General features: G+C 61.1%; 11 protein-coding genes. 8 read left to right on the plus strand and 3 right to left on the minus strand.

The window, feature by feature from the left end; all coding sequences use genetic code 11:
- Positions 1-27 precede the first annotated feature (27 nt).
- The 4 genes from fmt to DYL59_RS15245 are packed head-to-tail and all read left to right on the plus strand — an operon-like array spanning position 28 to position 4,013.
- Complete coding sequence (fmt, locus tag DYL59_RS15230) at positions 28-981, plus strand: methionyl-tRNA formyltransferase (RefSeq protein ID WP_135289940.1); 954 nt, start codon at positions 28-30, stop codon at positions 979-981.
- Entirely contained in the window at positions 978-2,288 is a 1,311-nt protein-coding gene (rsmB, locus tag DYL59_RS15235) for a 16S rRNA (cytosine(967)-C(5))-methyltransferase RsmB (protein ID WP_135289941.1), read from the plus strand. Before fmt ends, rsmB begins: the two co-directional genes overlap by 4 nt.
- A gap of 21 nt (positions 2,289-2,309) precedes the next feature.
- On the plus strand, positions 2,310-3,683 hold the full coding sequence (gene trkA / locus DYL59_RS15240; protein ID WP_135289942.1) for a Trk system potassium transporter TrkA: 1,374 nt from the start codon (positions 2,310-2,312) through the stop codon (positions 3,681-3,683).
- An 18-nt stretch (positions 3,684-3,701) separates the two neighbouring features.
- Positions 3,702-4,013, plus strand: a complete 312-nt coding sequence (locus tag DYL59_RS15245) for a tetratricopeptide repeat protein (RefSeq protein ID WP_135289943.1) — start codon at positions 3,702-3,704, stop codon at positions 4,011-4,013.
- Between the two features lie 125 nt (positions 4,014-4,138).
- Here DYL59_RS15245 and DYL59_RS15250 read toward each other — a convergent pair whose 3' ends face one another.
- Together DYL59_RS15250 and DYL59_RS15255 are read right to left on the minus strand one after the other, a co-directional pair.
- Positions 4,139-5,026: a lysophospholipid acyltransferase gene (locus tag DYL59_RS15250; RefSeq protein WP_135289944.1), complete on the minus strand. Its 888-nt coding sequence runs from the start codon at positions 5,024-5,026 to the stop codon at positions 4,139-4,141.
- A 40-nt stretch (positions 5,027-5,066) separates the two neighbouring features.
- Positions 5,067-5,624, minus strand: a complete 558-nt coding sequence (locus DYL59_RS15255) for a DNA-3-methyladenine glycosylase I (protein ID WP_135289945.1) — start codon at positions 5,622-5,624, stop codon at positions 5,067-5,069.
- An 81-nt stretch (positions 5,625-5,705) separates the two neighbouring features.
- On the opposite strand from DYL59_RS15255, the gene glyQ reads away from it, so the two are divergent.
- The 4 genes from glyQ to DYL59_RS15275 all read left to right on the plus strand — a co-directional run bounded on the left by glyQ (position 5,706) and on the right by DYL59_RS15275 (position 10,102).
- Complete coding sequence (gene glyQ / locus DYL59_RS15260; RefSeq protein ID WP_003187265.1) at positions 5,706-6,659, plus strand: glycine--tRNA ligase subunit alpha; 954 nt, start codon at positions 5,706-5,708, stop codon at positions 6,657-6,659.
- Positions 6,656-8,710: a glycine--tRNA ligase subunit beta gene (gene glyS / locus DYL59_RS15265; RefSeq protein WP_135289946.1), complete on the plus strand. Its 2,055-nt coding sequence runs from the start codon at positions 6,656-6,658 to the stop codon at positions 8,708-8,710. Before glyQ ends, glyS begins: the two co-directional genes overlap by 4 nt.
- A gap of 2 nt (positions 8,711-8,712) precedes the next feature.
- Positions 8,713-9,249 carry a D-glycero-beta-D-manno-heptose 1,7-bisphosphate 7-phosphatase gene (gene gmhB, locus DYL59_RS15270; protein WP_166655292.1) on the plus strand — a complete coding sequence of 179 codons (537 nt, stop codon included), beginning with the start codon at positions 8,713-8,715 and terminating at the stop codon, positions 9,247-9,249.
- Between the two features lie 82 nt (positions 9,250-9,331).
- Positions 9,332-10,102, plus strand: coding sequence for a lysophospholipid acyltransferase family protein (locus DYL59_RS15275; protein ID WP_135289947.1), 771 nt, complete (start codon positions 9,332-9,334; stop codon positions 10,100-10,102).
- A 181-nt stretch (positions 10,103-10,283) separates the two neighbouring features.
- Here DYL59_RS15275 and DYL59_RS15280 read toward each other — a convergent pair whose 3' ends face one another.
- Positions 10,284-12,563, minus strand: coding sequence for a CHASE2 domain-containing protein (locus DYL59_RS15280; RefSeq protein WP_135289948.1), 2,280 nt, complete (start codon positions 12,561-12,563; stop codon positions 10,284-10,286).
- Positions 12,564-12,849: the final 286 nt, after the last annotated feature.

Here is a 12,849-nt window from a genome sequence, read left to right on the forward strand (position 1 = left end):
TGTGACTGCTTTTAACCGAGACCTCCCATGACCGAGCCACTGCGCATTGTTTTTGCCGGCACTCCTGAATTTGCCGCCGAACATCTGAAGGCCCTGCTTGCCAGCCCTTATGAGATCGTCGCGGTGTACACCCAGCCGGATCGCCCGGCCGGTCGCGGGCAAAAACTGATGCCAAGCCCGGTCAAGCAACTGGCCCTGGAGCACAACATCCCTGTGCTGCAACCGCCGACCCTGCGTAACGCCGAGGCCCAGGCCGAGTTGGCCGCGCTCAAGCCGGATCTGCTGGTGGTGGTCGCCTATGGTTTGATCCTGCCCCAAGCGGTGCTGGATATCCCGCGCCTGGGTTGCATCAACAGCCACGCCTCGCTGCTGCCACGCTGGCGCGGTGCGGCGCCGATCCAGCGCGCGGTTGAGGCCGGCGACAGCGAAAGCGGCGTGACCGTGATGCGCATGGAGTTGGGCCTGGACACCGGCCCCATGCTGCTCAAGGTCACCACCCCGATCACCGCCCAGGACACCGGCGGCAGCCTGCACGACCGCCTTGCCGAACTCGGCCCGCCCGCCGTACTCCAGGCCATCGCCGGCCTTGCCGCCGGCACCCTGGAAGGCGAAGTGCAGGACGACAGCCTGGCCACCTACGCCCACAAATTGAACAAAGACGAAGCACGCATCGACTGGAGCCGCCCGGCCGTGGAGCTGGAGCGCCTGGTACGTGCCTTCAACCCGTGGCCGGTCTGCCACAGCACCCTCAACGGCGAAGCCTTGAAAGTGCTGGCCGCCACCCTGGCCGAAGGCAAAGGCACCCCCGGTGAAATCATCGGCGCCAGCAAGGACGGCCTGTTGGTCGCCTGCGGTGAACAGGCGCTGTGCCTGACCCGCCTGCAATTGCCCGGCGGCAAGGCGCTGAATTTCAGCGATTTATTCAACAGCCGTCGTGAGAAATTTGCCTTGGGCACGATCCTCGGGGTGGCTGCGCAATGAACCCACGTCTGGCCGCCGCCAAGGCTCTCGCTGCCGTGCTCAACGGCAAGGCTTCGCTGAACAGTTCGCTGCCCACGCAGCTGGATAAGGTCGAAGACCGCGACCGCGGTTTCACCCAGGACCTGGCCTTTGGCACCGCCCGCTGGCAGCCGCGCTTGTCGGCGCTGGCGGCCAAATTGCTGCAAAAGCCGTTCAAGGCCGCTGATGCCGATGTGGAAGCGCTGCTGCTGGTCGGTCTCTATCAACTGCTTTACACCCGCGTACCGGCCCACGCCGCCATCGGCGAAACGGTGGGTTGCGCCGACAAGCTGAAAAAACCCTGGGCCAAGGCGCTGCTCAACGCCGTATTGCGCCGTGCCCAGCGTGAAAGCGAAGCGCTGCTGGCCGAGTTGGAACATGACCCGGTGGTGCGCACCGCCCACCCGCGCTGGCTGCAAAAATCACTCAAAGCGTTTTGGCCTGAGCAGTGGGAAGCCATCTGCGCGGCGAACAATGCGCACCCGCCGATGATCCTGCGGGTCAACCGTCGCCATCACAGCCGTGACGCCTATCTGCAATTACTGGCCGACGCAGGCATCAACGCCACGCCGTGTGAGTACAGCGTCGACGGCATCGTGCTCGAAGCTGCCACCGACGTGCGCAGCCTGCCAGGCTTTGCCGAAGGCTGGATCAGCGTGCAGGACGAAGCCGCCCAATTGGCCGCCGACCTGCTGGATCTGGCCCCTGGCCAACGCGTGCTCGACGCCTGTTGCGCACCCGGCGGTAAGACATGTCACATCCTGGAAGTCGAAAAAGACTTGGCCGGTGTGGTCGCCGTCGACCTGGAAGCCAAGCGCCTGGTGCGCGTGCGCGAGAACCTCGCACGCCTGGGCCTGAGCGCCGAACTGATCGCCGCCGATGGCCGCGACACCGCCACCTGGTGGGACGGCAAACCGTTCCAGCGTATCCTGCTGGACGCGCCGTGCTCCGCCACCGGCGTAATCCGTCGTCATCCGGACATCAAGCTCACCCGCCAGCCCGACGACATCGCTGCCCTGGCGGTGCTGCAAGGCGAACTGCTCGACGCCATGTGGCCAACCCTCGAAGTGGGCGGCATCCTGCTCTACGCCACCTGCTCCACCTTGCCTACGGAAAACACCGAGGTCATTGAAGCCTTCCTCGCCCGCACCAGCGGCGCACGGGAGCTGGACCTGGCCACGACCGCCGGCATCAAGCAGCCCCACGGTCGCCAACTGCTCGCGCAAGAAGGCGGACACGATGGCTTCTACTACGCCAAACTGATCAAGATCGCCGCCGCACGCGGCTGAATGATTTAAGGGAGTGACCGGATGAAAATCATCATCCTTGGGGCAGGGCAGGTTGGCGGTACATTGGCCGAACATTTGGCCAGCGAAGCCAACGACATCACCGTGGTCGACACCGACAGCGAGCGCCTGCGCGACCTCGGCGACCGCCTGGACATCCGCACCGTGCAAGGCCGCGCGTCGTTCCCGACGGTGCTGCGCCAGGCCGGGGCCGACGATGCCGACATGCTGGTGGCGGTGACCAACAGCGACGAGACCAACATGGTCGCCTGCCAGGTCGCCCACACCCTGTTCCACACCCCGACCAAGATCGCCCGCGTGCGTGAAGCGGCGTACCTGACTCGCGCCGGCTTGTTCGATAACGACGCGATTCCGGTGGACGTGCTGATCAGCCCCGAACAAGTGGTCACCCACTACATCAAGCGCCTGATCGAAATTCCCGGCGCCTTGCAGGTGATCGACTTCGCCGAAGGCAAGGCGCAACTGGTCGCCGTAAAGGCTTACTACGGCGGGCCGTTGGTGGGCCAGCAACTGCGCCAGTTACGCGAGCACATGCCCAATGTGGAAACCCGCGTAGCGGCGATTTTCCGCCGTGACCGGCCGATACTGCCCCAGGGCGACACGGTAATCGAAGCCGATGACGAGGTGTTTTTCATCGCCGCCAAAGCGAATATTCGCGCAGTGATGAGCGAAATGCGCCGCCTGGATGAAACCTACAAGCGCATCGTCATCGCCGGTGGTGGGCAAATCGGCGAGCGCCTGGCCGAGGCCATTGAAAGCCGCTACCAGGTCAAGATCATCGAAATGAGCCCTGCGCGCTGCCGGCATTTGTCCGACACCCTGGACAGCACCGTGGTACTGCAAGGCAGCGCCTCGGACCGCGACCTGCTGCTGGAAGAAAACATCGCCGATGCCGATATCTTCCTGGCCCTGACCAACGATGACGAAGCCAACATCATGTCGTCGCTGCTGGCCAAGCGGTTGGGGGCCAAGAAGGTGATGACCATCATTAATAACCCGGCCTACGTCGACCTGATCCAGGGCGGCGATATCGACATCGCCATCAGCCCGCAGTTGGCAACCATCGGCACCTTGCTGGCCCACGTTCGCCGTGGCGATATCGTGAGCGTGCACTCCCTGCGCCGGGGTGCGGCCGAAGCCATCGAGGCGATTGCCCATGGCGACGCCAAGTCGAGCAAGGTGATCGGCAAGGCCATCCGTGATATCGGCTTACCGCCGGGCACCACCATCGGCGCGATCATCCGTGACGAAGAGGTGCTTATCGCCCACGACGACACCGTGATCGCCACCGGTGACCATGTGATCCTGTTTCTTGTGGATAAAAAACATATCCGCGACGTGGAGAAACTGTTCCATGTGGGCCTGAGCTTTTTCTGATTTGATGGAGTGACCGACATGCTCGAATCCCTGGAAAAAATGCTCGCCAAGGGTGTGGATAACTCGCTGCTGCGCTTTGGCTTGGGCAAGGGTTACCTGGACTTGAAGGACAACGCCAAGGCGGCGCAGCATTTGCAGAAATGCGTGGAGTTCGACCCCAAGTATTCGGCGGCATGGAAGCTTTTAGGCAAGGCCCAATTAGGTTTGGAAGACAGTTCGGCGGCGCGGCTGGCGTGGGAGAAGGGCATTGAAGCGGCCCAGGCCCATGGCGACAAACAGGCAGAAAAAGAGATGACAGTGTTCCTGAAGAAACTCGACCGCCAGACCTGAATGAAGATCAAAAATGTGGGAGCGGGCTTGCTCGCGAATACGGTGTGTCAGCTACATATTCAGTGACTGACACTCCGTATTCGCGAGCAAGCCCGCTCCCACATTTGTTTTGTGTGGAGCTTACGTCAGTACCACCGCTCCTCACCCGGCGGGCGTTTCTTGAAGCGTTTCATGCTCCACATGTACTGGCTCGGGTAGGCGCCGACATACCGCTCCACCACCTTGCTCATCGCCGCGCAGGACGTGGCAGTGTCGGTGCTGTACATATCTTCCGGCGCAGCTTCCAAAATCACTTTGTAACCCGAACCATCCGGCAGCCGCAGGGCATGCAGGAACACGCCAACGGCTTTATGCCCGGCCAGCATGTTCGGCACAAATTTGCTGGTGAGCGCCTGGGTGGCGAAGAACGGCACGAAGATCCCCGCGGATTCAGCCGGTTCCGGGTCGGCAGGGATACCCACCTGGCCGCCTTTGCGCACTTCCTTGATCACGCTGAGGATGCCTTCCTTGGTGGACGCCGCCACGCGGTTGCCCAGTTGCACGCGCTGTTTGCGCAGCAATTCATCCACCGCCCTGAGCTTGGGCGGGCGGTAGAAAATGATCGGTTTGCACTGGCTGCAATAGAAGTGGTTCAACACTTCCCAGTTGCCCAGGTGGCTGGTGATGCCCACCACGCCTTTGCCCGAGGCCAGCGCCTCATGCAGCACTTCCAGGCCTTCGACTTCACGCACCAGGTCGATGGAGCGCTGGGCGGGCCAGATCCACGCGCAGGCGCTTTCGGTCAGGGACTTGCCGATGTCCATCAGGCTTTGGCCGACCAGGCGCTCGCGGGCGGCCGGGTCCATGTCCGGGAAGCATTTGGACAGGTTGATCCGCACCGTTTCGCGGGAGCGGTTGGGGGTTTTCCACATGATCCAGCCAATCGCGGTGCCGACGGCCTGGACAGCGCGCCAAGGCAGCAGCGCGAACAATCGCAGAGCGCCTACCAGCATGGCGCCTTTAAACTTTTCCACAGGTCACTCCTGATCGTGTGTGGTGCGCAAAGCCGGCATTCTAACCGGCGTTGGCCAGGTCCGCGTAACGGTCGCAGTCTTGGGTATGGTCCATGACCATGCCCGAGGCCTGCATGAACGCATAGCAAATGGTGGGGCCGACGAAAGTGAAACCGGCTTTTTTCAGGGCTTTGCTCATGGCTTCGGCCTCGGGGGTAATCGCCGGGACTTCGCTGCGGTCCTTGAAGTGATTGACCTTGGGCACACCGCCCACAAACGACCAGAGCCACCCCACGGGATCCTCCAGCGCCAGCCACGCGGCGGCATTGCGGCGGGTGGCGTTGAGCTTCAAGCGATTGCGCACGATGCCTGGGTCCAGCATCAGCGCTTGAATCTCACCATCGGTCAGCCGTGCCAGGCGCTTTGCATCAAAGCCGAACAAGACCTTTCGATAATGCTCGCGTTTGCGTAAAACGGTGATCCAGGAAAGGCCCGCCTGGAACCCTTCGAGTAAAAGCAACTCGAACAAACCCTGCGCATCGCGCAGCGGCGTTCCCCACTCTTGATCGTGATATGCCATGTACAGCGGATCTTCAGAACACCAAAAGCAGCGTGGCATAAGGCTCCAGGGAGTGGTGGCAGGGCCGAATCGGGTATACTCCCGCTCTTTAAATCGCAGCCCAAGTAACAGGTGAATTTTGTGAGCCAGCCTACGCCAGCCGTGCGTACCTTCCAAGACTTGATCCTCGCCCTCCAGCAATACTGGGCCGAGCAAGGTTGTGTGGTACTTCAGCCCTACGATATGGAAGTAGGCGCCGGCACTTTCCACACCGCAACATTCCTGCGGGCCATTGGCCCGGAAACCTGGAACGCCGCTTATGTGCAGCCCAGTCGTCGCCCGACTGACGGCCGCTACGGCGAAAACCCGAACCGTCTGCAGCATTACTACCAGTTCCAGGTGGTATTGAAGCCGAACCCGGACAACTTCCAGGAGCTGTACCTGGGCTCGCTCAAGCATGTTGGCCTGGACCCTCTGGTGCACGACATCCGTTTTGTCGAAGACAACTGGGAATCGCCAACCTTGGGCGCCTGGGGCCTGGGCTGGGAAGTCTGGCTCAACGGCATGGAAGTGACGCAGTTCACCTACTTCCAGCAAGCGGGTGGCATCGAGTGCTACCCGGTGACCGGCGAAATCACCTACGGCCTTGAGCGCCTGGCCATGTACCTGCAGGGCGTGGACTCGGTCTACGACCTGGTATGGGCTGACGGCCCGTTCGGCAAAGTCACCTACGGCGACGTGTTCCACCAGAACGAAGTGGAGCAGTCCACCTACAACTTCGAGCACGCCAACGTCGACAAGCTGTTCGAACTGTTCGATTTCTACGAAAGCGAAGCCAAGCGCCTGATCGAACTGGACCAGCCGCTGCCGTTGCCAAGCTATGAAATGGTGTTGAAGGCCTCCCATACCTTCAACCTGCTGGACGCCCGCCGTGCCATCTCGGTAACGGCGCGCCAGCAATACATCCTGCGTGTGCGCACCCTGGCGCGTTCCGTCGCTCAAGCCTACCTGCTGGCCCGCGCCAAGCTGGGCTTCCCGATGGCGACCCCGGATTTGCGTGATGAAGTGTTGGCTAAGCTGGAGGCTGCACAATGAGTGCTCAAGATTTCCTGGTTGAACTGGGCACCGAAGAGCTGCCACCCAAGGCACTCAACACCCTGGCCGACGCGTTCCTGGCCGGTATCGAAAAGGGCCTGCAAAGCGCCGGCCTGAAGTTTGAAGCGAAAAAAGTCTACGCCGCGCCACGTCGCCTGGCTGTGTTGCTGACTGCGCTGGAAACCCAGCAGCCGGACCGCAGCATCAACCTCGACGGCCCGCCACGCCAGGCCGCTTTCGACGCTGAAGGCAACCCGACTCAAGCGGCCCTGGGCTTCGCCAAGAAGTGCGGCGTAGAACTGAGCGAGATCGACCAGAGCGGCCCGAAACTGCGCTTCAGCCAGGTCATTACCGGCAAGCCGACCGCGAGCCTGCTGCCGACCATCGTTGAAGATTCCTTGAACGACCTGCCGATCCCCAAGCGCATGCGCTGGGGGGCACGCAAAGAAGAATTCGTACGCCCGACTCAATGGCTGGTGATGCTGCTCGGTGACCAGGTCATCGACTGCACCATCCTCGCCCAGAAGGCTGGTCGTGACTCCCGTGGCCACCGCTTCCATCACCCTGAAGCCGTTCGCATCACTTCGCCGGCCAACTACGCCGCCGACCTGCGTGCCGCCTACGTGCTGGCCGATGCCAACGAGCGCCGCGAGCTGATCAACAAGCGCACTGAAGAACTGGCTCGCCTGCAGGAAGGCACCGCCATCGTGCCGCCAAGCCTGCTGGACGAAGTGACCGCCCTGGTTGAATGGCCAGTGCCGCTGGTGTGCTCGTTCGAAGAACGCTTCCTCGACGTGCCGCAAGAAGCCCTGATCACCACCATGCAGGACAACCAGAAGTACTTCTGCCTGCTGGACGTGGACGGTAAGTTGCTGCCGCGCTTTATCACCGTGGCCAACATCGAAAGCAAAGACCCACAGCAGATCATCGCCGGTAACGAGAAAGTCGTGCGCCCGCGCCTGACCGATGCCGAGTTCTTCTTCAAGCAAGACAAGAAGCAGAAGCTGGAAGACTTCAACCTGCGCCTGCAGAACGTGGTGTTCCAGGAAAAACTCGGCAGCGTCTACGACAAAGCCGTGCGCGTTTCCAAGCTGGCGGCCTACATTGCGCCGCGCATCGGCGGTGATGCGGCCTGGGCTGCGCGTGCGGGCCTGCTCTCCAAGTGCGACTTGGCCACCGAGATGGTCGGCGAGTTCCCGGAGATGCAAGGTGTTGCCGGTTACTACTACGCCCTCAACGACGGCGAGCCAGACGACGTAGCCCTGGCCCTGAACGAGCAGTACATGCCGCGCGGTGCCGGAGCAGAGCTGCCAAGCACCCTGACCGGTGCGGCCGTGGCCATCGCCGATAAGCTGGACACCCTCGTTGGCATCTTCGGTATCGGCATGTTGCCCACCGGCAGCAAAGACCCGTATGCCCTGCGCCGTGCGGCCTTGGGTGTGCTGCGGATCCTGATCGACAAAAAGCTCGACCTCGACCTGACCCAGGCCGTGGTGTTCGCCGTCGGTCAGTTCGGTGCCAAGGTCAAGCAAGCGGGCCTGGCCGAGCAAGTGCTTGAGTTCGTGTTCGACCGCCTGCGTGCGCGCTACGAAGACGAAGGCGTGGACGTGTCGGTGTACCTGGCAGTGCGCGCCCTGCAACCGGGTTCGGCGCTGGACTTCGACCAGCGCGTACAAGCCGTACAGGCCTTCCGCAAACTGCCGGAAGCCGATGCCCTGGCCTCCGTGAACAAGCGCGTATCGAACCTGCTGAGCAAGGCCGAAGGCCTGGGCAACGCTGAAGTCGACCCTGGCCTGTTTGCCGATGCCAAGGAGTTCTCGCTGAACTCGGCTATCGCCAAAGCGGAAACAGCGGTGAAACCGTTGATCGCCGAGCGTAACTACGCCGAAGCGCTGGCGCGCCTGGCCACCCTGCGCGAGCCGGTGGATGCGTACTTCGAAGCGGTGATGATCAATGCCGACGATGCCAACGTGCGCAAGAACCGCTACGCCATGCTGGCGCGTCTGCGGGGCTTGTTCGTCAATATCGCTGACATTTCGACGCTGAGCTGACCATGTTGAAACTGCTGATTCTCGATCGGGACGGGGTGATCAATTACGACTCCGACGCTTACATCAAGTCAGTGGCCGAGTGGATTCCACTGCCCGGTTCGATCGAGGCCATCGCGCAGTTGAGCAAAGCTGGCTGGACGGTGGCCATCGCCACCAACCAGTCCGGCATCGCCCGCGGTTACTACGACATCGCCACCCTGGACGCCATGCACACGCGCTTGCGCACGTTGGTGGCCGAGCAGGGCGGTGAAGTGGGGTTGGTGGTGTACTGCCCCCACGGACCGGACGAGGGCTGCGATTGCCGCAAGCCCAAGCCGGGGATGTTGAAAACTATTGCAGAACATTACAAGGTGCCACTGGCTGGGATATGGTTCGTCGGGGACAGCCTCGGTGACCTGGAGGCGGCCAAGGCCGTCGACTCTCAGCCAGTTTTGGTTAAGACCGGGAAAGGCGAAAAGACCCAGGCGAAAAACCTGCCGGTTGGCACTTTGATTTTTGACGATCTGGCGGCGGTTGCCGCAGAACTTATCAACAACTAGCCGCCCTCGACTTCCTGGCCAAGGAGTGTTCGGGAGTGCGCTTTTAGCAGGCGGGCATTGTCCCGCAACGGTAAATGCCGCCATGTCGATTTTGCAGGCCATCAGAACCTTTTTCTTTTACCTGCTGTTGGGCACCAGTTCGTTTCTCTGGTGCACCCTGAGCTTTTTTATTGCGCCCTTTTTGCCGTTCAAGGCGCGCTATCGCTTTATCAACGTCTATTGGTGCCGCTGTGCGTTGTGGCTGACCAAGGTGTTCCTGGGCATCCGCTTTGAGGTCAAAGGCGCTGAAAACGTGCCGGAACAGCCTTGCGTGATTCTGTCGAACCACCAGAGCACCTGGGAGACGTTCTTTCTCTCGGCGTATTTCTCGCCATTGAGCCAAGTGCTCAAGCGCGAGCTGCTGTACGTGCCGTTCTTCGGCTGGGCCATGGCCATGTTGCGACCGATCGCCATTGACCGTGACAACCCCAAGGCGGCCCTCAAGCACGTCGCCAAGAAGGGCGACGAGCTGCTCAAGGACGGCGTCTGGGTGCTGATCTTCCCGGAAGGTACACGCGTGCCCTACGGCACGGTGGGCAAGTTCTCGCGCGGTGGTACTGCATTGGCGGTAAATGCCAACCTACCGGTGCTGCCCATTGCCCACAACGCGGGCAAGTTCTGGCCCAAGACTGGCTGGGCAAAACGCGAGGGCACCATCACGGTGGTGATCGGCGAACCTATGTATGCCGAAGGTGAAGGCCCGCGCGCCATTGCAGCACTGAATGACCGCGCTGCAGCCTGGAACGAAGCGCAACAACGGGCCATGGGATCGCTGCCACCGGAGCCGGTTGTGGCCGAGAAGCCGGCCGCTTGAGCATCTGTGGATAACCTGTGTACGGTTTGTTGGCGAATTGCCTTTTTTGACTTATAAGAAACTGATTTTATTGGATATTTCTTAAAACTTAAAAAAACGGAAAAAGGTGCATAAGTTTTTTCCGCATTAAAAAACCGGTCCTTGCGACCGGTTTTTTATACACGGTGCAAAAGCCGATTGTTCAGTCCTCCAACAAGGGCAATTCCAGCCGGAACGTAGTGCCCTTATCCACCACGCTTTCGCAACTGATACGCCCGCTATGGCGTTCCACGACGGCCTTGACCATGGTCAAACCCAACCCCAGCCCCTCGCTGCCCTGAGACGAATCGAAGCGCCGATACTGGCTGAACAGCTCAGGTAAATCCTCGGTGGAAATCCCCGGGCCCTGGTCGCTGATGCGGCATTCCAGCCAGCCCTGCGTGCTTGTGTGACTCAACCTTACGGTGGTTCCGGACGGTGAGTACTTAATCGCGTTCTCCAACACGTTGAACAATGCGCGGGTCAGCAGGGATTGATCGGCTGACACCATGCCTTCGTCGGCTTCATCCAGGTCGTGGACCAAATGGATGCCCTTGAGTTGAGCGATCACCGCCACCTGATCAAACGCATCCATTACCAACATGGCAAATAGCGTTGGCTGGAAGTGGTAACCGTCGGCCTCCGCTTTGGCCAGTTGGACAAACGATTCGGTGAGGCTCAGGGCACGTCGCACTTGCTGCTCGATCTGGGCATACACCGGGGATTCACCGTTGTGCACATCCAACAACGCGAGAATTGCCGAATGCGGCGCGCGGAGGTCGTGGGAGAGGAAGCGCAACATGGTTTCACGGTGCTGCTGGGCTTCACGCTCTTTGCTCAAGTCCGTCAGGCTCAGTAGCCAGCCAAGCGCCACATCACCCTCGGCGGGCAGCAGGGGGGCGAGCTCCATGCGCAGGCTACGTTGGTGGATATCGCGGAACTCAATCAGCTCCAGGGCCGAAAGGGCAGGGCGCACGCCATTGTGCAGCGGTGGATAACCTAGATCCGCCAGTTGCTCCAGAAGGTTTTCGTTAACCAGGTCGCTCCCGAATACTTGCCGGGCGATGCGATTGGCCAGGAGGATATTGCCCCTGGGGTCGGTGATCAGCGTGGCCACCGGCAAACACTCCAGCCCATCGGCCATAAAGCGTCGGGTATCGCGTGTGCGGCTGACGGCCTGTTCCAGGGCGAAGATACGCGACTGCAGTACGTCGCCATTGCTGGCCGGCGCACGACGGCGTTCAGGCAGTACTTTGGGTTCATTATCCAGGCGCGCCAATTCCCAACCGAAATAGGCCAGGATCACGCTCAGGCGGCGCCAGTTCCAAATCAAGTAGCTGAGCAAGAGGCCGATCAGGCACGCCGCCGGCGACCACCAATACCCCATGCGTAGCAGGGCCAACGACGCCAGCATTGCCACCGCCATGCAGCCTACGGTCATCCACAAGGCGTAGCGTGGGCGATACAGCAGCAGACCCAACAGCAACGCCACCAGGGAGGTCGCCATCAATGCCGCAAGCCAACCGGGTAGATCCACAATACTGCGGCCTTGCAGCAGGCCATTGAGTACGTTTGCCTGGATCTCAACGCCCGCGGTGGTACCGGCCGCTGAGGAGAGCTGAGTGACAAAGCGGTCGCCCATGCCAGAGGCCGTGGCGCCCACCAGAATCAGACGATCGCGAAATAGCTCAGGAGGCACTTCACCGTGCAATACGCTGGCATAGGACACACTGGGGAAATGGGTGTGGGCGGCGATGAAGGGGATACGAATGGCATGTTCCCGGTGCCAGTGCGGTGTGATCGGCGCCAGGGACGCCCCAGGCATTTCCGACGTCGTTCCACTCAAGGTGTAGGCCAGCCAGGCCAACTGCGGGGCGGTGCTGTCGGGCGGGCCTTCGCGCAAATACAGGCTACGCACGACACCATCGTTATCCGCTTCCACATTGATATGGCCTACGCCCTTGGCGCATTTGAGCAGCGGCAGCAACTGCGCCCCCGGCTGGCTGTAGTTGGTGGTGCCTTCACGCACCAGCGGCAGCAACACATTGCCGGCGTTGCACACGGCATCAGCCAAGCGCTTGTCGCTGGTGGGCTCACCTGGATCACTGAACATGACATCAAACAAAATAGCGGCCGGCTGTGCTGCGCTCAGGCGGTCAATCAGGTCCGCATGAAGGCTTCGGGGCCAAGGCCATGGTCCAAGCTTTTTCAGGCTGGAGTCATCGATGGTCACCAGCAGAATGCGCGGGTCGACCGGCAGCGGCGTGAGGCGGCGCAGGCTGTCATACAGCGGATTGTTCAGGGCCAGGCCTGCGCTCAATGAGAGGTACGCCGTAATGGGGAGAAGCAACAAGCCTATCCACAACCACTCGCGCACCAGGCCATGGAACAGGCGCTGGGCATGGGTGGGTTGACGCTTTTCGGCCTTGCCCCACAGCATCACGGGGCTATGCGCCTGTGTGGTTGGCGAGTGTATGAAGCTGTCATAGGCCCCCGGTTTTTATTCAGGTGATGGAACGACGCCCTGCCCAGTGAAGCTGATTTTCGGCAGACCGAAAAGTTTTCCTGCGGGATATTCCGTACGCGACAGTTTACGGCAGCGCATGCGTCGGCTGATCCTTTTCCTTAGGGTCGGGAGCCGGTATCTTTCCCACATAGGTACCGAGGACTTTCAACAGGCTGTCCGCTCATTGATCCCAGCGTACCGAGAGTTCCAAGGGGCATACCGA

The organism is Pseudomonas kairouanensis (genome assembly GCF_004682055.1).
In the GTDB taxonomy this organism is placed as follows: Bacteria; Pseudomonadota; Gammaproteobacteria; order Pseudomonadales; family Pseudomonadaceae; genus Aquipseudomonas; species Aquipseudomonas kairouanensis.

Coding starts and splice junctions, on each gene's coding strand:
- fmt (WP_135289940.1), top strand. CDS start 28: ATGACCGAGCCACTGCGCATTGTTTTTGCCGGCACTCCTGAATTTGCC.
- rsmB (WP_135289941.1), top strand. CDS start 978: ATGAACCCACGTCTGGCCGCCGCCAAGGCTCTCGCTGCCGTGCTCAAC.
- trkA (WP_135289942.1), top strand. CDS start 2,310: ATGAAAATCATCATCCTTGGGGCAGGGCAGGTTGGCGGTACATTGGCC.
- DYL59_RS15245 (WP_135289943.1), top strand. CDS start 3,702: ATGCTCGAATCCCTGGAAAAAATGCTCGCCAAGGGTGTGGATAACTCG.
- DYL59_RS15255 (WP_135289945.1), bottom strand. CDS start 5,624: ATGCCACGCTGCTTTTGGTGTTCTGAAGATCCGCTGTACATGGCATAT.
- glyS (WP_135289946.1), top strand. CDS start 6,656: ATGAGTGCTCAAGATTTCCTGGTTGAACTGGGCACCGAAGAGCTGCCA.
- gmhB (WP_166655292.1), top strand. CDS start 8,713: ATGTTGAAACTGCTGATTCTCGATCGGGACGGGGTGATCAATTACGAC.
- DYL59_RS15275 (WP_135289947.1), top strand. CDS start 9,332: ATGTCGATTTTGCAGGCCATCAGAACCTTTTTCTTTTACCTGCTGTTG.